The sequence below is a fragment of the Ochrobactrum sp. XJ1 genome (assembly GCF_024701725.1).
GTDB classification, from domain to species: Bacteria; Pseudomonadota; Alphaproteobacteria; order Rhizobiales; family Rhizobiaceae; genus Brucella; species Brucella anthropi.
Genome location: NZ_VDGD01000009.1, coordinates 203,053 through 222,144, shown reverse-complemented (window position 1 = coordinate 222,144; position 19,092 = coordinate 203,053). Strand labels below are relative to the sequence as shown.

Here is a 19,092-nt window from a genome sequence, read left to right as displayed (position 1 = left end):
TGCCGGAGATCTGGACTGTTGCCCAACTGCCTTCGAATTTGCGAACTATCCAGCGCGATTTGAACGGACGGCGGTCATCGGGTGTAAACCGGACGAAAGACGGGTATTATATTCCATCATGTTGCCAACGATGCCGCCGTTTCGCGCTGTCAGGTCAGAGACGGCATGACCGCCTCCCGCCCAGGTCACATGAAACGGGACTGGTGCGCACTTTTCGCGTCAGTGCCGGCCTGGCTCATCTGAATTCCGCAAGAAGCGCGTCGGCACCTTTTTGTATCCCGACCTTCGAAGCCTCGAGGGAGGAGAAGGTGGCCCCCACGTTCATCGCATTCGGATATTGCTTGGTAATGTAGGCGTGGAGGAGGCGATTGTTTTCTGCGTCGTAGATTTCGACCGCATAGCTCACCGAGCCCGACATGGATCCTTCCCGCCCCCTTACCGCCTGGACGCCGTTATAAATCCCGCCCGCCATGTCGAGGCGTGACACCGGCCCAAGCACGGGCATTGTTGTTTTCGCACCGGTGAGAGTAAGATGAATCCTGAGCGTTCCCGGTCCCGGTGCGTTGACGATAGCAAAGCGCGTTCTCAGCCTTGCCGTGAACTCGCTCTGCATATAGCTGGCGAGCGCCAACTTGTCCTTTTCTTCCACCTTGACGAACTGGTTGTCGGGACCTTGGTAGATCGTGACATGGTCAACGATGATTTTGCCATACTGCCGTCAGTTGGCGTTGCTCCGATAGCTGTAGGGAACGAGCCCGGTCTTGTCGTGCACATTAGGTCGAAGGTCCGCGGCCGAAGAAAGACCGGCATACACGTTCGGATCGGCAGTCGTGCATCCTGCAAGGATCGAAACGGCAAAGAGGGCGAAGGCGGTGGTGCAACGGGTTCTGGTCAAATCAGGCTCTAGGTATCAAACATTACCAGAAGCAAGTTCTATTGAGACACAGATTGCAGTGTTTGCTTTAATGTTGGGAAATATTGGGGGCGTCGTCAGCACCGCTGATCGCCGTCAGGCTTCGATGGTCTTCGGACCCGAATGGCGGAAGCCTGATTTCGGCCACCAGCCCATGAGGTTTGCCATCCAGAAGAACCAGCCGTCCGCCGTGGCCTTTTCGGATAACACCTTCGGCGGTCGGCAAGCCAAGGCCGAAGCCGCCACCCGCCCCGGTCGTCCGCGCCGTTTCGACCTTGAAGAAGGGTTGCAGAACCTTGACCTTCAGTTCGTCGCTGAGACCCGGCCCATTGTCGCTGACACGGATTACGACGCCACCATCGGCGGCTTCGGCGAGCTCGATCTCGACCTTGGTGGCATAGCGCGATGCATTTTCAACGAGATTGGAGACAGCGCGCGTGATCGCTTGTGGCCGGCAAACATACTTGAGACGGCGAGGACCGGAAAAGCTGACATTGGCACCAGTTTCGCTGAAGTCAGTGGCGATCGTCTGAAGAACACTCGAAAGATCGACCTTCCGGGACGGCGTGGCGTAGAATGTGTTTGAAAGGAATGCCAGGGCCTCGTCGATCATCGCATCTAGGACCTTCAGATCCGCGACCATCTTCTTCTGCAATTCGGGCGGCTCGCAGCGCTCCGCGCGCATGCGCAGCCTCGTCAGAGGCGTGCGAAGGTCGTGGCTCATGCCACTCAGCATCCGTGTACGAGCTTCCGCCATTTCCAGAATTCGCCCGCGCATGATATTGAGTGACGTCGCAAGGCTTCTCAGTTCCGAGGAACCCGTCACGGAAAATGGCATCTCCAGACTGTCATCGGTACTTGCTCTCTTCGCATCGGCAGCAAAACGAATGAGAGGTTTTGTGATGAGCCAACTGCTCGCATAAGCGAGAACCGTAAGAGGAAGGATGATCTTGAGGATTCCACTAATGACGGCTGGGAAAAACCACAAGGATCGCGGGAAGCTCGGCAAATGAAATAGCAGAGCCCGATCCTCATCGATCCGTACGACCAGTGGCTCTGGCGTCGCCTCCCGATCAAACATATGACCGAGAATATAAAAGAAGCCCTTTTCCAGGGTTTCACGAATGCGTTGCCGAATAACGGCAGGCTCCGCCTCGATCGTGTCGATCATCCTGACATCTTTGGTCGAGATTACCTCGATCGAAAGCCCCAACCGTTCTGCAACGCGCATGGCATTTTCTGCCTCGTCAACAGAGCGTGCTTGCTGAAACTCATCGACAACCCGTTCGATATGTCCAGCCAGCAAGCCAATCTCCATCCCCTTGTCGTGCCGGCCATAGATGAAGGGTTCGGTCGTGGCCGCGACCACCGACACCAGCAGGGTCAGAAGGATAGCCAGGGCGAGAATTTGCGTGCGGATGGATGCGGTGCGAAGACGGTTCAAGATAGCCTCCGGACAGTGGCCGCGAACAGATAGCCGCCCAGACGCACGGTCTTGATGAACGAAGGATCCTTGAGGTTGGGCTCAATCTTCTGGCGAATGCGGCTGATATGGGCGTCGATACTTCGCTCGACCGGACCCGCGGTACCGGCATGCGTCATCGATAAAAGCTGTTCGCGAGTCAGGACCTTGTTCGGATTGCAGCAGAACGCCCATAGCAGATCAAACTCTGCCGTAGTCAAAGAGACCTCGTCGCCGTCCGCATCGAACAGTTGCCGGCTGTTGGGATCGATCCGCCAACCCGAGAAGGTCATCGTGGCGGAAACGTCATCCGCGTGTTGGGACAGGGAAGTCCGGCGCAGAATGCTTTTGATCCGTGCCAGGAGTTCGCGGGAATTGAACGGCTTGGTGACGTAGTCATCGGCGCCGATTTCGAGGCCAAGAATCCTGTCGACATCATCGCGGCGTGCGGTCAGCATGAGAATGGGAATAGCATTCGATGACCGCAGGCGCATGCAGATATTGAACCCGTCCTCGCCGGGAAGCATGCCGTCGAGGACGATGAGATCGAACCGTCGTCGGTTGAGTTGTCGGTCCATCTCTGCACCGTTACCGACCGCTTGGGCATCGAACCCGTTGGCCTTCATCAGGTCGACCAGCATGCTGGCGATATCGGAATCGTCTTCGACGATAAGGATGTTCGGGATGCTCGCGGTTCGTTCGAGTAACGACATTCAAATGGCCATCAAGTTGCATCGAGTGATCATGGGTTAGGTACCCGTCAACGCGATCATCTCACTCGAACACTGATGTGTCACGCCAGCGTTCTGGCACAATCGTCAGCCGCTTACCGGCAGCTCCGATAATGAGGGTGCGTTGCACCCCGTTTCGAACCTGCTTTCGAAGTCTTCACACCGCTCATGACAAGATACTCCTACCAGAGTAGCTGAAACTTTGTCATCTTCTATTCTGAAATGTTGAGATTTGTTGCGAGCGAGCGTCGGTATCACGGCTTGTGAATATCCTCACCGGCAAATCATCCTGCAAGCATGCGATGTTTTGTGTTCATGATGTCGAACACCCGCTTCAGAAAGGACGCCGCATCGAACTGTCGTTTCCGAGCCGACCCGGCGTCATCGCTTTTCTCGAAGATGAAGGTTTCGAAATTGACGACCGGCAGGTCCATGAGCGCACGAACACACCCGATCATCGCCGTGTAAGTGACGACCACTCGACAGTGGGGGAGATCCCATCCGGTAGACACTGCCGATGGAGAGATTCCGACCGCTATCACACCATGCTGCCTGAGTAGCGCCTCGATACGCGCGGAGATTTGCGCGTTTTCGAGGCAGATCACGACTTGGGGATCAGGCGACATAGCTGCGGTCATTTATACTCGATCTCGATTCGGATCGAACAACTATGGACACTGCATGTATGAACGCGTGTTCTGATTTGTTGCGTTTTGTTGTGCGAGAACCGCCGAAAGCTTCGTCATCGAATACAATCCACCGCAACATAAGAGAACACCCGGCTTTCCGAAAATGCGCTGAGATGGAGACGATTCCATCGGCGACGGAGAAAACCATGACCGGCAACAGGCAATCGAGGGGTGCCGCGTTCTCGCTCGGAGATGCCATAGGCTTCCTGCTCGCTCGCAAGACGCCTGACTTTCTGATCTGCCTGGCCGGAAACGCGATGCTTTGCATTCTCCTCGCGAGTTTCTGGCAGTTCGCAATCCTCAACATACTCTGCTTTATAATTTTCGTGATCAGACATTGGAACCGACCCGCAGAACAGCGCGCAGAGCGTGATGTTGCAGACCTGCCTGCGCGTCGGGCGTTTCTAATTTTTTTGCTGCAGGTGCTGATCGCCTGTGATGTCGTTGCGGCAGTCGTCGACAGCTTTTCCGCGAGCGCGATTGTTTAGCAGGAACCGGTTGCGGGCAACGGCAACAAGCAGGCTCGCTTCCCTCGTTTCCCGGCGCAACATTTCTCAATCAAAAAGCACACAGGCCAAAACGGAAATCGCCAGAATTGGGAAACTGCCGGCTGATTGCCGACAGGTGTTCATCGGTTGAGCGATGGAAGGATTGAACGATGAAACTACGCAAGACTGTACTCACCGCAGCCATGATCATAACGGCTGCGTTTGCTGTGCCCGCGAGCGCCCAGGTGGTCATTCAAGAGGGCCGGTATCCCGGATATTACGGCGACGACTCTCAGGACGAGGCTGACTTCCTCCAGCGCTGGAACCGCCGACATGACCGGCGAAGCGAATGGTCGCCGAACTGGTCGAACTTCGGCCCGAGCGATGCGGTCCGCCTGCTCGAGCGGCGCGGCTATCGTGTCAGAGACGTGAGGGATGTCGGCGAACGTTTTCTGATCCGGGCCTGGCGTGACGGCGATGACCTCCTGGTGAGCGTCTCGCGCAGGGGCGAGATCGTCGGCGTGGTCCACGACCAATACTGACATGCCTGCTGGTGAAAGCACGGGAAACCTGACGAATGTCAGATGGCGCGAACATTTCGCAACATAACAGGACGCAAGGCAACATCCGGATCGACCACAATGCCGGAGGCTGCCGTCCCGGCATACGTGTCGCTGGCCGGTGGTCCGAAACCGGGAAGATCGGGGGGCAAGGATGAGCATCCGAAGAACCCCGCTCCCGACCGACATGAAGAGAGATCCGGCAACGAGGCTATCCGCCCATGCCGCATCCGGGGTGTTTCTTGGGGGTAGTAAGTATGAAATTCACGAGCCGAACATGGCTTATCGCCGCTATCGTGGGGGGCGCAGCGATCACAGGCTATCTTGCCTGGCTGACATCGGCGCGCTCCGGCCTTCCTGATGGCATTGCGAGCGGCAACGGCCGGCTTGAAGCCGTCGAGATCGATATTTCGGCAAAGACGGCGGGCCGTCTGAAGGACATCCTTGTCGGCGAGGGCGAATTCGTCAACGCCGGTCAGCCTCTGGCGCAGTTGGATACGGTCCAGCTCGTTGCCCGGAAAAGGGAAGCGGACGCGCAGCTTCGCCGTTCGCAGATCGCCATCGAGACCGCCGGCAGCCTGGTCTCACAGCGCGAGGCCGAGCGTGCGGCGGCTGAAGCCGTCGTCGAACAGCGCCAGGCAGAGCTTGAAGGCGCTCAAAGCAAGCTTGCCCGATCCGAACAGCTCGCTCGCGGCAATACGATCTCCCAACAGACACTCGATGATGATCGTGCAACGGAGCGAAGCGCGAAAGCCGCCGTGGCCGCGGCAAAGGCATCGCTTGCCGCCTCTGATGCGGCGATCGGATCGGCGAAAGCGCAGGTGATCGACGCGGAGGCCAGCGTGGAGGCGTCCCGTGCCGCCATCGAAAGCCTCGAAGCCGACATTGCCGACAGCACTCTTGTGTCACCGCGCGACGGCCGTATTCAGTATCGCGTCGCCCAACCCGGAGAGGTTCTTTCCAGTGGTGGCCGCGTCGTCAACATGATCGATGTGTCCGATGTCTACATGACCTTCTTCCTGCCCACGGAGCAGGCTGGACGCATCACACTTGGCACTGAGGCCCGCCTCGTCATGGATGCCGCCCCGCAAGCCGTCATTCCGGCAACGGTCTCCTTTGTCTCCGATGTCGCGCAGTTCACGCCGAAGACAGTGGAAACCGAAGAGGAACGGCTCAAGCTGATGTTCCGGGTGCGGGCGCGCATCCCGCCCGACCTACTGCAGCGCTACATCCAGCTGGTGAAGACCGGCCTTCCGGGCATGGCCTATGTTCGCCTTGATTCGGCAACACCGTGGCCGGCCTTCCTGGAAGCGAATCTCGTGCGATGAGCGAGCAATCCGAAAACCCCGTCGTTTCCTTCGATCAGCTCGAGCTCACTTACCGAAAAGCCCGCGCATTGGATGGAATCTCCTTGTCGATCCCGGCAGGCCGGATGATCGGCCTGATCGGCCCGGACGGCGTCGGCAAGTCGAGCCTGCTGTCACTGATCGCCGGCGCCCGCGCCATGCAGGGTGGCACCTTGCAGGTGCTCGGCGGTGACATGCGCTCCTCCGCCCATCGGCGGCAGGTCTGCCCGAAGATCGCCTATATGCCGCAGGGGCTCGGCAAGAACCTCTATCCGACGCTGTCGATCTTGGAGAATGTCGATTTCTTCGCCAGGCTGTTTGGTCAGGACGCCCGCGAGCGCGACGCGCGCATCGCCGACCTGCTGGAGGCGACCGGGCTTGCTCCCTTTCGCGACCGCCCGGCCGGCAAGCTGTCCGGCGGCATGAAGCAGAAACTCGGCCTTTGCTGCGCTCTCATTCACGATCCGGACCTGCTGATCCTCGATGAGCCGACGACGGGTGTCGATCCCCTCTCCCGCCGCCAGTTCTGGGAACTCATCGACCGTATCCGCGCCGACCGGTCAGGCATGAGCGTCATCGTTGCCACGGCCTATATGGAGGAGGCAGCAAGGTTCGACTGGCTGGTCGCGATGAATGCCGGAAATATCCTCACCACCGGCACGCCAGAAGAACTTCTGACAAGAACCGGAACCGACAATCTCGATGCAGCCTTCATCGAGCTTCTTCCGGAAGAAGACCGTAAAGGCCACCACAGGGTCGACATTCCGCCGATCGACGGAGACAACAACGGCAGCTATGCCATCGAGGCCGAACATCTGACCATGCGTTTCGGCGATTTTACCGCCGTCGATAATGTCAGCTTCCAGATCCCGCGTGGCGAGATATTCGGATTCCTCGGGTCCAACGGTTGCGGCAAGACCACCACCATGAAGATGCTGACCGGACTTCTGGCGGCGACCGAGGGAACCGCGAAGCTGTTCGGCCAGGAGGTCGATCCCAACGACATGGCGGTTCGCCGGCGCGTTGGCTACATGAGCCAGGCCTTCTCGCTCTACGGCGAACTGACCGTCGCCCAGAACCTCGATCTGCATGCGCGTCTGTTCAAGATTGACGATAATGACATTCCGGCGCGCATCGATGAGATGGCAGAACGGTTTAACCTGAAGGACGACATGGGCGCCTTTCCAGCCGCACTGCCGCTCGGCATCCGCCAGCGCCTGTCGCTCGCCGTCGCCATGATCCACAAGCCGGATATCCTCATCCTCGACGAACCGACCTCCGGCGTCGATCCTGTAGCCCGCGACGGCTTCTGGCAGATCCTCGCCGACCTGTCGCGCAAGGACGGTGTGACGATCTTCGTATCAACGCATTTCATGAACGAGGCTGAACTTTGTGATCGTATCTCGCTGATGCATGCCGGAAAGGTACTCGTCAGCGACACGCCTCAGGCCATCATCGTGAACAGGTCCGCCACCAGTCTTGAAGAGGCTTTCATCGCCTTCCTTGAGGAAGCGATCGCAGAACAGCCCCGTCGGCCTGCAACCCCACAGGCTGCAAGGACGGATGAAGCCCATGCCCCCCCGAAGGCAGCTTCATCCGTCCGCCCTCCATTCGATCCACGCCGGATGATGAGTTATGCATGGCGCGAAACGCTGGAACTGCTGCGTGATCCGATCCGGGCAACGATGGCGGTGCTCGGCACACTGATCCTGATGTTCGTCATGGGCTACGGCATCAACACCGATGTCGAGGATCTGACCTTCGCCGTCCTCGACCGCGACGACTCCACCATCAGCCGTGCCTACGTGCTCGACATTTCCGGTTCGCGCTATTTCGTAGAGAAGTCGCCGATCGCGAGCTACGACGACATGGACCGTCGCATGCGCAGCGGTGAACTGAACCTTGCGCTGGAAATACCGCCGGGTTTTGGCCGAGATGTGCTGCGCGGCAAGGATGTCCAGATTGGCGGCTGGCTCGATGGCTCCAACCCGAGCCGCGCCGAAACCGTCAGCGGCTATGTGCAGGGCATGCACGCAGTCTGGCTGTCGTCGCGGGCGCGTGAAGCATTGGGACGGACCGCAACCGAACCGGAATTCAGCATCGAGCTGCGTTACCGTTACAATCCCGACATCAAGAGCCTCGTCACAATGGCGCCCGCCGTTATCCCGCTGCTCCTGATGATGATCCCGGCCATGCTGGCGACACTGAGCGTCGTGCGCGAAAAGGAACTCGGCTCGATCACAAACCTTTACGTGACTCCGGTGACCAGGCTGGAATTCCTGCTCGGCAAGCAGCTTCCCTATATCGTCGTGGCAATGCTGAACTTCATCCTGCTGACAGCTTTCGCGGTCTTCGTCTTCCAGGTACCGTTCACCGGCAGCTTTGCCGTCTTCCTGCTGGCCGCACTCCTCTATGTGACCGCAGCCACGGCGCTCGGCCTCGTCGTCTCCGCTTTCGTGAAGAGCCAGATCGCCGCCATTCTCGCGACCTCGGTCGTGACCATCCTTCCGGCCATGCAGTTCTCCGGCCTCGTCGATCCGGTATCCTCGCTCGAAGGCTTCGGCGCCTTCATCTCGAAGATCTACCCGACGACCTACTTCACGACCATCGCCCGCGGCACCTTCTCCAAGGCGCTCGGGTTCGAGGCGCTGGCCGATTCCCTGATCCCGCTCGCCATGACCGTTCCGGCGCTGATCGCGCTCGGCTCGGTCCTTCTGAAAAAGCAGGAGACGTGAGCCATGCTGAACGCCAACATCATTCAACTCGGCATCAAGGAACTGAGGGGCCTGTTGCGCGACCCCGTGATGCTCATCCTGATCGTCTATTCCTTCACCATGGGAGTCTACACCAATGCAACCTCGTCGCCGGAGACGCTGAACCGTGCGACCATCGCCATCGTCGACGAGGATCAATCGCCTCTTTCCGGCCGGATCGCGACATCCTTCTACCTTCCCTATTTCATGCCCCCCGAACCGATCACCATCGCCGAGATGGACCGGCGCATGGACAACGGGCTGGACACCTTCGCGCTCGACATTCCGCCGAACTTCCAGCGCGACCTGCTGGCGGGTAAATCGCCCGTCATCCAGCTCAACGTCGACGCGACGCGGACATCGCAGGCCTTCACCGGCGGCGGCTACATCCAGAACATCGTGTCCGCCGAGGTGAGCGAATTCCTCCAACACTACCGGGCATCGAGCCAGCCGCCGGTCGATCTTTCATTACGCTCCCGCTTCAACCCCGAACTCAACAAGGGATGGATGACCGGGGTTACGGGCATCATCAACAATATCACCATGCTGTCGATCATACTCGCCGGAGCAGCCCTCATCCGCGAGCGGGAACACGGTACGATCGAGCATCTTCTGGTGATGCCGGTCACGCCGCTGGAGATCATGATCAGCAAGGTCCTGTCGATGGGGTTTGTCGTTCTCGTGGCCGCGACCTTTTCGATCGTCGTCGTGGTGCAGGGTATCCTCGGCATTCCGATCTACGGCTCTTTGGCGCTGTTTCTCGCAGGTGCGGCGCTACAGCTCTTCGCATCCACCTCGCTCGGCATCTTCCTGGCGTCGGTCGCGGGTACCATGCCGCAGTTCGGCTTGCTGATGATCCTGGTACTCATGCCGCTTCAGGTCCTGTCGGGCGCGATGACGCCGCGCGAGAGCATGCCGGAAATCGTCCAGACGATCATGCTCGCGGCCCCGGATACGCATTTCGTGATGCTGGCCCAGGCGGTCCTCTTCCGTGGGGCAGGCCTCGACGTCGTCTGGCCGCAACTCCTGGCACTCGCCCTGATCGGCTCGGTTCTGTTCTTTTTCTCGCTCAGGCGCTTCCGCGCCTTCCTGAAATAGGAAGGCGGTGCCGCGACCAGGCCACGCCATCCTACATCCGCGACCCGCTTGTACTACCAAAGGGAATATCGAAATGACGATCAGACCGTTGATCTCACGTCTCGCAATCGTATTGGCAGGCCTCTTTCTCGCAGGTTGCGTCAGCGATCCGTACGATGGCAACTATCGATACTATGACCGATATGATGGCGGAAGCCGGCGGCCTGCCGTTGTCTACCGCGGCGACCGGGCGGATGGATGGGATCGGCGTTACCCACCGCGTGTTTACCGGGAGGGACGGCGCTATCAACCCCAGCCCTGGCCAGTCTACCGATAAGCAACCCGGCCAGCCCTCGCCTCCGGACAAGGTAATCTGATCAGGCGCTTGCCGGCAAATTCCCATATTGACTCTCTTCGTAACCGATCTGCATCTCACTGGAGACAATTCAGATGATCGTCGACAATCCCGAAGTCACTCTCGACATAGAGGCTCATGGCATTCCCGATGACGCCCACGAGGCGCCATTCCTCGACTGGCTTTGTTCGGCCGTTGTCGAAGGCGATGACGGCCGGATCTACTGGTTCGGCGCCTCGCCACTGATCCTGCCGCTCGACGGCCGCGAGATCTGGAACATGGAAATCAGTTGGGAGACCGGAAAGATCGTTCAGATTCCCGGCTCGATCCACAAGCGCGCCGATTTTCCGCCGGTCGGCGTAACGACACAGAAGGTCTATCCGACTGGCACTCTTTCGGTCGAGCAAGGCCAGAGGCAGGTGGTGGTGCGCCTCGGCGACGGGTTCCAGGTGGTCTGCAAGGACGACAAGACCTGGCGCTACACCATCGAGGACCCCGAAACGGGGATCAAGGCGGATTTCCTTCACCGGGGCGCCGGGTTTCCGACATGGTACGGTCGCGAGAAACCCTCCTATCTGACCCCGCACAGCATCGCCTATGGCTATAACTGGTCAGGAACGGTTGAAGGCACCCTGACCGTCGAGGGCCGCACGGTGAACTTCAAAGGCAAAGGCATCCGGGAACGATACATCGCGGTGGATTCTTCCGCCGCGGAGATCGGCGGCTGGGAAGACTGGATGTGGTTCCATTTCGATGAGGTGTTCGGCAGCCTCTACGAAATGAAGCTGGGACAGAAGGATATGTCCCTCAACGTCGCCGGCGCCGGCTATTTCCCTGCGGGCCGTTTCGAGATCGAGCACCATGACTGGGCCTGGCTGCCCGCGCTCGGCGGCTTCATTCCCGCGCTCTACAAGGTAACGATGGAAGTCGAAGCTGGCACGCTTGAATTTATAGCGAAAACCGTTGGAGCGACCGTCTGGGGAGTCACGACCAAGCCGCCCGCCACACCGGTCGCCACACTGAACTGGGACCGGCTCGAAGGAACCTTTACCGACAGGCAAGGAAACCGACAGGTGCTGAGCGGCGGGTTCGGCGGCGTCTCGATCCGCCAGTGGCGACCTTATCCCGATATCTTCGGAGCGACACTTGGTGATGCCAGCGGGCTTCAGTCGACCGGCCGGATGACGACACTTTGATCCAGATTGACACCTTTCTGTCCTTCAACCTCGCCGTCGTGCTGCTCATCTGCGGCAAGATCTTCACCATGAACGTCCGGCTTCTGAGGAAGTATTCCATTCCCGAACCCGTGGCAGGCGGCTTCCTTTGCGCCGCCCTTGTCGGGGCGGTTTATTTCGCGTTCGGAAGCAAGGTGGAGTTCGACCTGGGGATGCGCGACTTCCTCCTTCTCATCTTCTTCGGCGGGATAGGCCTCAACTCCGACATCCGCACCCTTGTGAACGGTGGCAAGCCGCTCGCCGTCCTGGTGGTGCTTGCCGCTTTCTTTATCGTCCTGCAGAACCTGACCGGAATGGGTATCGCCTCCCTGTTCGGGCTCGATCCAAGGACCGGCCTGATGGCAGGATCGATCTCTCTGACGGGTGGCGTCGGCACTGCACTCGCCTGGGCACCAATCCTGGTCAACGATCACGGGATCAGCAACGCGCTTGAAATCGGTGTTGCAAGCAACACGGTCGGGCTGATCGCCGCCTGCGTCATTGGCGGCCCGGTCGCAGGTTTCCTGATCAGGCGCTTTAGAATCGAGACCTCCGGTAATACCGATCTCGATATTGGAGCGCCCTATGCAAGTCCGCATATCCGGATGGATTATTTCTGCGTGCTTTGGGCAATGCTTGGCCTCAATCTCGCGCTGATGGTCGGGATCGGCCTGCATCGCCTTATTGAGGCAGCGGGGATCACACTGCCCGCCTTCGTGAGTTGCCTGCTCGCCGGTATTCTGATCCGCAATCTGACCCCCCTTGCGGTCGGCAACACCATAGCGAAACTCTGGCCGGGAATCGGCGACGGACTGGCCCTTATCTCCGATCTGGCGCTCGGTCTGTTCCTGACGATGGCGCTGATGAGTCTCAAGCTCTGGGAACTACAAGGCGTCTTCCTGTTCATCGTCACGGTGCTGGCCGTCCAGGTGGTGCTGACCATCGCCTACATTCTGCTCGTCGTCTTCCCGGCCATGGGACGCGACTATGAGGCAGCGGTGGTTTCGGCCGGTTTCGGTGGTATCACGCTTGGATCGACCGCCACGGCCATCGCCAACATGACGGCGGTGAGCCAGCAACATGGCGCAGCCCACCGCGCCTTCATCATCGTGCCGCTGGTCTGCGGTTTCTTCATCGACCTCGTCAACGCGCTGATGATTTCAATCTTCCTGAGATAATGCCTGTCGGGGGGACGCCGTTCGCATCTCTTCGGTCACCAGGCGATCTGGTACATTGGCTTCTGCTTCACGACGAATGTCCTGCGCCGAATGATCGGACTGGTTGAGGTCCGGCGGTCAGGAGATGGAAGTCGAATGCCGTTCTGCGATCTGCATCGAGGACATATTGCCGATGCACACGAAGCAGGTTCCATTTTATCTTCCGATAGCGCTCGGGAGATAGCATGTTTCTCATGCGGATGAACCGGATCTCAGCCTGCGGTGCGTCCGGGTGGCCGCACGAACTGACGGTCTTTGTCTTGTAGAAATTGATCACGTCCGTCAGGCACTGCACGTCCAGCCAGAACATTTCCTTCGTCCGTGCGATTTGGCCCACTCGGGACCGTAACACCCGGGCAGAACGCAACAGCGCGCACTGAAGGACCGCACCACCGAGCGTGACGAACGCGACCTTTTTACCTCGAAGCAGGTCTGGCTGTCTGCCAAGCAACATGCCCGTGACATGTGCGGCGACGCAGGAGCCCATGCTATGGGAACTGATCACAAACTCATCCGCATCCTGCTGCAGGATCAGCGTCATGCGCTCCGCACATCGATCTAGAAAATCGAGAAGTTCATGATCGTCCAGACGGGCGACAGAAAGGGCCATGTCCCAGTCGGAAAACAGATGCATGACATAAAAGCGATCCGACCATGGAATAAACGCGTTGAAGAAAAAAGCGTAAGCCATCGCCAGTGCCGGCGCGAAATGCCATGCGGCGAGGCCAATCCAAAGAGGATAGGCCGCGATGACCAGACTTGCTGCCATTGCCAGGGAACCGAGCGCGAAAGGAAACAGGAAAAAGAGGCCGAAACGCCAGGCATGACTGAAATATCCGTATGCACCGCCTTCCAGAACGACACGGAAAGCACTCGCGAACCCACTCAAGAGTCGTTGATAACGCGGGCGAGCGTTCAATCGCCAGACAATGTCATTATGATCGAAAATGTAAATCCGGCTGGTCGTCTGCCATCCGTCCCCCTCGCTTGAGACATCGAAATAGCTCCCCGTTCCGTCGTGTTTCAATGTGCCGGCTTGCGCGCGGAACGCCCAGAGATCAGCAGCCTTCATCAAACATCGATCGTAGCGAGCGCGATGCTGGTCGGCGCTCAAACGCTCGAAACCGGGAAAGTGCAGGACGATACGTTTGCAGACTTGCTGCTCTGGCCTGTCTGAATACATGGATTGTCTCTTTTGCGCCAATCGCTCGCTCAAAAGGCAAAGATTGGCGTCGGTGAAACGTTTTCGGCAGCGAGGCGGATCCGGGAAACAAAGGCGGCCCGGTCGAACAGGCATGACGGCTTGCCCGTCCCATCGTTCGGCCAGGCATGAATGAACGACCGGATGTTGATGACCGGAAGGGCGGCGACCGATCGAATGAGATCGATGACCTCATCGACAGCGACAATCGCGCTATAGCCACCAGCGCGGCTGGCCTCATCGAACTCAGCCAGGTTTCGCACACTCGTCACGGAAAAACCTTCCCGAGTCAGAATTTCGTTTACGAGAACAATTGCCTTGGCATTGGAGAGGCAAACCAGAACCGGCAGTCGCTCCCTCGCGTTGGAACGCGTGTCCATCATCGTATTTCTCCCACGGGTCACCGTGGCATGATGCCGAAATGCACGTTCAACGGTGTTCTGTTATGTTGAGATTTGTTGATGCGCAGGCAGTGACCTCGTGAACGCCCTGATGATTTCCCCTCCGCAAAACAGAGACCAGCTTTGGTGTCGGCCAGCCCGTTAGACGTCCCTCACCGGATTGCGTTGACTGCGAACTGGATCGCCCTCCGCCCCATCGTCAGGGTCGTGTCCGGCACGTCGGCAACGCGCCCGAGCAGGTCTCGGCCACGGCCGACAATCGAGCGGTCGGAGGCGAGGGTCTCCTGTTCCTGAACGGATGGAACCTCGTCCAGGGACATCCGGACCGAAGGTATCCGTTCCATCGCCGAGCGGTTGGCGACCTGCGGGTCGCGTGTATCACAAGCCGGGACGCAGCGATCGAACCGCTGGACCTCCGTGCGCGTCGTGCTGACCGTCTTCCTGGACGGCGCCAGACTGTCGCGAAGCACTGCCTGGGTAGGTGACTTGACGTGCGGTATCACATCCTGCGAACGAGCCTCGGAAGGTTTCTCCACGCTAATGACCGTCTCTACTTTGGCCGGTATTTTCTCCGGGGCATCGGTCTTGATCGTGCCAAGTTGCTTGTGATCGGTGACCCGCAACGCAGACTCTGGGAAACCACCATTGGCGACAGCATAAATCAGCGCGGCGCCGAACCCAGCCACGCCGACACGTATCGCTGCTTTCTTGAGCCGCTCGACCTTCTCGTAGGGTGTCATCTGCAGCGGGACCATTGTTTTCTCCTATGGGTTACAGTTACAGTTTCAACCCCGCTTTGTGGCGCTTTCGGCCAGAAAATGTGTTCGGACAACGGCCTGTCTTAAAGAAACATTGCGACGATGACGGCAAATGGATTCGAGCAAGACCATAGCTTTCTTCCGGTGATGCTATGCATCAAGAAAGAGCCGACAAACCTCTCCTACAGCCCGGCATGATGTTCAGCCGCAGCATCCTGGCCATCCGGCAGCGGATGAACTGCCGGAGCCGGATCGAGATCAAAGATTTCATGCACAGCCTGAAGGATGCGCAATGCGTCACGATGGGCACATGAATAGTAACGCTGCTGAGCCTCGTAACGAACGCTGACCAATCCGGACTGCCGCAGACGTGTCAGATGTTGGCTGAGAGCGGACTGAGACAGACCTACCCTGACCGCAAGGCTTTTGACGTTCCATTCCCCGTGCGAGAGAATCGTGCAGATGAGCATTCGTTTGGAATTGCCCAATTGACGAAGCAATTCTGCTTGCCTCGCCAGCCGTTGTTCCAGATGAGTTGTATCCGAATCCATGAAATCGCTCTGTGTCGTACGAAGCGAGAAAGTTCGCGCAATCAGCCTAACCGGAACTCTTGCAACCTTTTATTCTTTCTTATTCAGAAATATTGTCGGCATCGGTGCGGCGGGTGGCGAAACGCTCGATCTCATTATGAAATCGATCCAACGTCCTTTGCATGAGCAAGCGGCTGTTCCTCGGGTTTGCGCGCTTGCGCTATCTTCATGACGACCACGAAGAAGACGGGCACGAAGAAGATGGCGAGCACGGTCGCGGAGATCATCCCCCCCCATGACGCCCGAGCCGATGGCACGCTGGCTGGCCGAGCCCGCACCGCTTGCAATTGCCAGCGGCACGACGCCGAGCGTGAAGGCGAGTGAAGTCATCAGGATCGGCCGGAAGCGGAGATGTGCAGCTTCCACCGCCGCATTGTAAACCGACTTTCCCTGTGCCCGCAGATCCTTGGCGAATTCGATGATGAGGATCGCGTTCTTCGCCGACAGGCCGATGATGGTGATCAGGCCGGCCTTGAAGTAGACGTCGTTCGGCATGTCGCGCAGCATGACGGCGGCAAGCGAGCCTATTATTCCCAGCGGGATCACCAGCATGACGGAGACCGGAATGGCCCAGCTTTCATAGAGTGCATGTAGCACATGACGGACAATCATTCGGCGATTGAAGGGAAGTCGTTTGGGAGGCAATCTACGGTGCTGGACATTGCGTGTGATTGTTTGTTGTTCAGAAATGTTGTGGTTATGCGTTGAAACGACTTTCCGCATGCAGGTCTCCCCACCCTTCGCTATCGCCGTCGCGTCGTACAATTCGCCATCGCAACAAAACTGAACATGAAAGCACGCTCTGCAACATTGCGGTCGGCATAGTTCGGTCATGAGCCGGGCCGATGCGTCTTGCAGTCGCCCTCTCGTTTACTGCAACTAAGGACGAGGCACTTCCAATCATGCAGATCAAATCATTTGTCTTCATCGCTCTGGCAACATCCATGGCAGCCGTCCCGGCGATCGCCGCTGACCTGACCTACGATAATCCCGCGCCTGTCGGCGAACAGCAGGCTTATTCGGCCTATGACTGGTCCGGCTTCTATCTCGGCGCACAGGGCGGCTACTCCTGGAACAAGGGAACCGTTCTCGGATCGGACCAGAACATCGACAGCGGCACCGCCGGCATTCATGCAGGATACAATTTCCAGTCCGGCAGCATCGTCTACGGCATCGAAAACGACTTCAACTACAACTTCGAGGACAAAAACGACGCGAATCTCGAGTGGGATGCTTCCGGCCGCGCGCGCGTCGGTTACGCGCTCGACAGGACGCTGGTGTACGCGACCGGTGGCGTTGCCGCGGCAGGCGGTAAGGTCGATGTGCCAGGCGTTGGCAAGAAAGACGATATCCTGATCGGATGGACTGCGGGTGGAGGCGTCGAACATGCGTTCACCAATAACGTCACCGTTCGTGGCGAGTATCGCTACTCCGACTTCGGAAACAAGGATTTTGGGTCGTCGATCGGCGATTTTGGCGCGACGCAGCACAAGGTTATCGTCGGTGCGAGCTACAAGTTCTAGGACGAAGCTCGCTTCCGCTTGATCGATGGTCTAACCTCCGAACGAAATGGTGATCATGACGGGTTGAAGAAGCTGGCCGGCGTACGAGCTGCCTTTCAGGCCGCAGTCATCCAAGCTAGTTGCTTTTGAAGCACTTTCAGCCCGTCAGGCCGCCGTCATTCGGTTTGACGTTTACGATCCAGGCAAGCTCATGCAGCATCGCAGTGATACGGCCGTGACAACACCGGGCTTGCGGAGAGCAAGCGCCGCAATCTCGGCGATCAATGCCCCTCGTCATCAGGGATTCTTGCGATATTGCCCTGTGTCGAACGATATTGACCGCGACCCCGGCATGACGGGATCGGAACAAGATTTGCCCCCAGTCGATGGGGTTGTCGAATCGCCGCTGGGGCGTCAAGCGTAAAGTCGTTGAGGCGGTTCTGCCGGATGCATGGTTGTCTTCGCGGTCGACATCAGGCGCCGCATGATGGAGCTTCGCGGGACGAGCCTTCAATGTGGATGACGCATTCAGCTGAGACAGCGATGCAATCCCATCAACGGAATGGCTCAGCTTACGTCCCGGCAGGGACGCTTCAAGCGCTCAGTCTTGAGCCCTATTACCATCTTGGCACACTGCGATACCGGTGGGAGGGGCATCCAACCCATCAATGGAAATTATGCGCCTAACCGGCTCAGTTCTGCATGGAAACCAACAGTCAGGACCCTGTTGGCTGCCTGCGAAATGGTCCGCTCGGTCGAAAAGGTCGTCGCCGCCTTTGCCTCACCAGCCTTCAGGACCGGATTGCGAGAGCCTGACGAAACATAGGTGCCGGAGCCATGCCGCGCGACGGCGTAGCCTTCGGCAATCAGGATTTCATAGGCCTCGGCAACGGTGCCGCGCGACAGTTTCCATTCCTGTGACGCAAGACGCGTGGACGGCAGCCGCTGACCTGCATCCAGGCGACCATCAGCAATCGCCTCGCGCAGTCCTAGGTAGAGTTGCCGTGCTAGGGAGGCTGGTGACAACTGATCGACCTTTGGTTGGAAACCGGCAGACGGACTCTCCCTGTGCCTTTTCAGATTCACGTTCTGACTTCCAAGTGGCCCGATGTACCTAACTAAAGTGGCTCTTTATCTCGCACCAATATTGTACTCTTAATAATCCACTTTCAAGCCACCACAGCGCATTGAAATGTGCCGATGATCCGGGATGCCAATGAAAAACGTGCCATACTTCAGTCAGTGGGAAACGCCCGAGATGACATTGCCTGTCCTTGCAAAGGGCGCTGTCGCTTTGCTCGACGATCCGCTATGGCAGCGATCGGGAGCGGAGAGCGTCGAGGAATACGCCCAGTGGGCCGTTAACCTCTGCGGCATGGCGTGCCTGAAGATGATCCTTGCTACGCGGGGCGAGGATCATTCCGCGCTCGAACTCGCCCGGGCCTGTACCCGGTACGGGGGCTATGTCGTCAGCGCAGACGGGATTTCCATCAAAGGTTTGATCTATGCGCCATTCGCCGAACTGGTTTCCAGCCAGTTCGGGCTGAAAGCCGAAGTCATGACAGGTGTCGAGACCGCAGCGCTTCCGGAGCTTCTGTCCCGCTGGCCATTCTTCATGGCCTCGGTGCATCATTCGATCCGCTGGCCCGACCAGGCTCCGCCATTGAAGGGTGGCCATCTGGTGCTCATTACGTCAGCGTCGTCGCAAGGCGTTCGGTTTCACAACCCGTCCGGGCATGACCGGGCCAGCCAGGCAGATGTGGTTCTGCCACTTGATGTCTTCGATCGGTTCTTCGCTGGTCGCGGAATCGCCGTGAGCTTCTAACTTTGTCTTC

Annotated in this window: 20 protein-coding genes and 1 pseudogene; 9 read left to right on the top strand and 12 right to left on the bottom strand. The window is 58.5% G+C overall.

The window, feature by feature from the left end:
- Nucleotides 1–235: 235 nt before the first annotated feature.
- The 5 genes from FG152_RS18015 to FG152_RS17995 form a co-directional block, all read right to left on the bottom strand.
- Nucleotides 236–703 carry a DUF3313 domain-containing protein gene (locus FG152_RS18015; protein ID WP_498987876.1) on the bottom strand — a complete coding sequence of 156 codons (468 nt, stop codon included), beginning with the start codon at nucleotides 701–703 and terminating at the stop codon, nucleotides 236–238.
- Nucleotides 704–718: 15 nt separating this feature from the next.
- Entirely contained in the window at nucleotides 719–895 is a 177-nt protein-coding gene (locus tag FG152_RS18010; RefSeq protein ID WP_498987710.1) for a hypothetical protein, read from the bottom strand.
- 67 nt (nucleotides 896–962) lie between these two features.
- On the bottom strand, nucleotides 963–2,357 hold the full coding sequence (locus FG152_RS18005) for an ATP-binding protein (protein WP_498987708.1): 1,395 nt from the start codon (nucleotides 2,355–2,357) through the stop codon (nucleotides 963–965).
- Nucleotides 2,354–3,088, bottom strand: a complete 735-nt coding sequence (locus tag FG152_RS18000; RefSeq protein ID WP_498987706.1) for a response regulator — start codon at nucleotides 3,086–3,088, stop codon at nucleotides 2,354–2,356. Before FG152_RS18000 ends, FG152_RS18005 begins: the two co-directional genes overlap by 4 nt.
- A 302-nt stretch (nucleotides 3,089–3,390) precedes the next feature.
- Nucleotides 3,391–3,744, bottom strand: coding sequence for a hypothetical protein (locus FG152_RS17995; protein WP_498987704.1), 354 nt, complete (start codon nucleotides 3,742–3,744; stop codon nucleotides 3,391–3,393).
- Between the two features lie 197 nt (nucleotides 3,745–3,941).
- Here FG152_RS17995 and FG152_RS17990 point away from each other — a divergent pair, with 197 nt between their 5' ends.
- Complete coding sequence (locus tag FG152_RS17990) at nucleotides 3,942–4,283, top strand: hypothetical protein (RefSeq protein ID WP_498987701.1); 342 nt, start codon at nucleotides 3,942–3,944, stop codon at nucleotides 4,281–4,283.
- Between the two features lie 170 nt (nucleotides 4,284–4,453).
- Entirely contained in the window at nucleotides 4,454–4,825 is a 372-nt protein-coding gene (locus FG152_RS17985) for a hypothetical protein (protein WP_498987700.1), read from the top strand.
- A gap of 38 nt (nucleotides 4,826–4,863) precedes the next feature.
- On the opposite strand, the gene FG152_RS17980 is transcribed toward FG152_RS17985, so the two are convergent.
- The gene (locus FG152_RS17980; RefSeq protein ID WP_498987698.1) at nucleotides 4,864–4,995 is read right to left on the bottom strand and encodes a hypothetical protein; all 132 of its coding nucleotides are present in this window, start codon (nucleotides 4,993–4,995) and stop codon (nucleotides 4,864–4,866) included.
- A gap of 105 nt (nucleotides 4,996–5,100) precedes the next feature.
- Here FG152_RS17980 and FG152_RS17975 point away from each other — a divergent pair, with 105 nt between their 5' ends.
- From FG152_RS17975 to gltS, 5 genes are all read left to right on the top strand, one after another.
- Complete coding sequence (locus tag FG152_RS17975) at nucleotides 5,101–6,171, top strand: HlyD family secretion protein (protein ID WP_498987696.1); 1,071 nt, start codon at nucleotides 5,101–5,103, stop codon at nucleotides 6,169–6,171.
- Nucleotides 6,168–8,924: a ribosome-associated ATPase/putative transporter RbbA gene (gene rbbA / locus FG152_RS17970; protein WP_498987693.1), complete on the top strand. Its 2,757-nt coding sequence runs from the start codon at nucleotides 6,168–6,170 to the stop codon at nucleotides 8,922–8,924. Before FG152_RS17975 ends, rbbA begins: the two co-directional genes overlap by 4 nt.
- A 3-nt stretch (nucleotides 8,925–8,927) precedes the next feature.
- Nucleotides 8,928–10,040 carry an ABC transporter permease gene (locus tag FG152_RS17965; protein ID WP_498987691.1) on the top strand — a complete coding sequence of 371 codons (1,113 nt, stop codon included), beginning with the start codon at nucleotides 8,928–8,930 and terminating at the stop codon, nucleotides 10,038–10,040.
- A 429-nt stretch (nucleotides 10,041–10,469) separates the two neighbouring features.
- Complete coding sequence (locus FG152_RS17960) at nucleotides 10,470–11,570, top strand: hypothetical protein (protein ID WP_498987688.1); 1,101 nt, start codon at nucleotides 10,470–10,472, stop codon at nucleotides 11,568–11,570.
- The gene (gene gltS, locus FG152_RS17955) at nucleotides 11,567–12,766 is read left to right on the top strand and encodes a sodium/glutamate symporter (protein WP_498987686.1); all 1,200 of its coding nucleotides are present in this window, start codon (nucleotides 11,567–11,569) and stop codon (nucleotides 12,764–12,766) included. The genes FG152_RS17960 and gltS overlap by 4 nt, the downstream gene beginning before the upstream one ends.
- 67 nt (nucleotides 12,767–12,833) lie before the next feature.
- Here gltS and FG152_RS17950 read toward each other — a convergent pair whose 3' ends face one another.
- From FG152_RS17950 to FG152_RS17930, 5 genes and pseudogenes are all read right to left on the bottom strand, one after another.
- Nucleotides 12,834–13,877 carry a hypothetical protein gene (locus FG152_RS17950; RefSeq protein WP_498987683.1) on the bottom strand — a complete coding sequence of 348 codons (1,044 nt, stop codon included), beginning with the start codon at nucleotides 13,875–13,877 and terminating at the stop codon, nucleotides 12,834–12,836.
- A 140-nt stretch (nucleotides 13,878–14,017) separates the two neighbouring features.
- On the bottom strand, nucleotides 14,018–14,389 hold the full coding sequence (locus FG152_RS17945) for a hypothetical protein (protein ID WP_498987681.1): 372 nt from the start codon (nucleotides 14,387–14,389) through the stop codon (nucleotides 14,018–14,020).
- Between the two features lie 170 nt (nucleotides 14,390–14,559).
- Complete coding sequence (locus tag FG152_RS17940; protein ID WP_498987678.1) at nucleotides 14,560–15,162, bottom strand: hypothetical protein; 603 nt, start codon at nucleotides 15,160–15,162, stop codon at nucleotides 14,560–14,562.
- A 185-nt stretch (nucleotides 15,163–15,347) separates the two neighbouring features.
- Complete coding sequence (locus tag FG152_RS17935; RefSeq protein WP_498987677.1) at nucleotides 15,348–15,716, bottom strand: ArsR/SmtB family transcription factor; 369 nt, start codon at nucleotides 15,714–15,716, stop codon at nucleotides 15,348–15,350.
- Between the two features lie 134 nt (nucleotides 15,717–15,850).
- Nucleotides 15,851–16,352 (bottom strand): annotated as a pseudogene (locus FG152_RS17930) (efflux RND transporter permease subunit); the annotation flags it as partial.
- Nucleotides 16,353–16,657: 305 nt separating this feature from the next.
- On the opposite strand from FG152_RS17930, the gene FG152_RS17925 reads away from it, so the two are divergent.
- Nucleotides 16,658–17,278 carry an outer membrane protein gene (locus FG152_RS17925; protein ID WP_498987873.1) on the top strand — a complete coding sequence of 207 codons (621 nt, stop codon included), beginning with the start codon at nucleotides 16,658–16,660 and terminating at the stop codon, nucleotides 17,276–17,278.
- A gap of 654 nt (nucleotides 17,279–17,932) precedes the next feature.
- On the opposite strand, the gene FG152_RS17920 is transcribed toward FG152_RS17925, so the two are convergent.
- A complete protein-coding gene (locus FG152_RS17920; RefSeq protein WP_498987674.1) occupies nucleotides 17,933–18,283 on the bottom strand; it encodes a GntR family transcriptional regulator in 351 nt (116 codons plus the stop codon).
- 184 nt (nucleotides 18,284–18,467) lie between these two features.
- Here FG152_RS17920 and FG152_RS17915 point away from each other — a divergent pair, with 184 nt between their 5' ends.
- On the top strand, nucleotides 18,468–19,082 hold the full coding sequence (locus tag FG152_RS17915; RefSeq protein ID WP_498987671.1) for a hypothetical protein: 615 nt from the start codon (nucleotides 18,468–18,470) through the stop codon (nucleotides 19,080–19,082).
- Nucleotides 19,083–19,092 lie beyond the last annotated feature (10 nt).

Coding starts and splice junctions, on each gene's coding strand:
- FG152_RS18000 (WP_498987706.1), bottom strand. CDS start 3,088: ATGTCGTTACTCGAACGAACCGCGAGCATCCCGAACATCCTTATCGTC.
- FG152_RS17995 (WP_498987704.1), bottom strand. CDS start 3,744: ATGACCGCAGCTATGTCGCCTGATCCCCAAGTCGTGATCTGCCTCGAA.
- FG152_RS17990 (WP_498987701.1), top strand. CDS start 3,942: ATGACCGGCAACAGGCAATCGAGGGGTGCCGCGTTCTCGCTCGGAGAT.
- FG152_RS17985 (WP_498987700.1), top strand. CDS start 4,454: ATGAAACTACGCAAGACTGTACTCACCGCAGCCATGATCATAACGGCT.
- FG152_RS17975 (WP_498987696.1), top strand. CDS start 5,101: ATGAAATTCACGAGCCGAACATGGCTTATCGCCGCTATCGTGGGGGGC.
- rbbA (WP_498987693.1), top strand. CDS start 6,168: ATGAGCGAGCAATCCGAAAACCCCGTCGTTTCCTTCGATCAGCTCGAG.
- FG152_RS17965 (WP_498987691.1), top strand. CDS start 8,928: ATGCTGAACGCCAACATCATTCAACTCGGCATCAAGGAACTGAGGGGC.
- FG152_RS17960 (WP_498987688.1), top strand. CDS start 10,470: ATGATCGTCGACAATCCCGAAGTCACTCTCGACATAGAGGCTCATGGC.
- FG152_RS17950 (WP_498987683.1), bottom strand. CDS start 13,877: ATGAAGGCTGCTGATCTCTGGGCGTTCCGCGCGCAAGCCGGCACATTG.
- FG152_RS17945 (WP_498987681.1), bottom strand. CDS start 14,389: ATGATGGACACGCGTTCCAACGCGAGGGAGCGACTGCCGGTTCTGGTT.
- FG152_RS17940 (WP_498987678.1), bottom strand. CDS start 15,162: ATGGTCCCGCTGCAGATGACACCCTACGAGAAGGTCGAGCGGCTCAAG.
- FG152_RS17935 (WP_498987677.1), bottom strand. CDS start 15,716: ATGGATTCGGATACAACTCATCTGGAACAACGGCTGGCGAGGCAAGCA.
- FG152_RS17925 (WP_498987873.1), top strand. CDS start 16,658: ATGCAGATCAAATCATTTGTCTTCATCGCTCTGGCAACATCCATGGCA.
- FG152_RS17915 (WP_498987671.1), top strand. CDS start 18,468: ATGCCAATGAAAAACGTGCCATACTTCAGTCAGTGGGAAACGCCCGAG.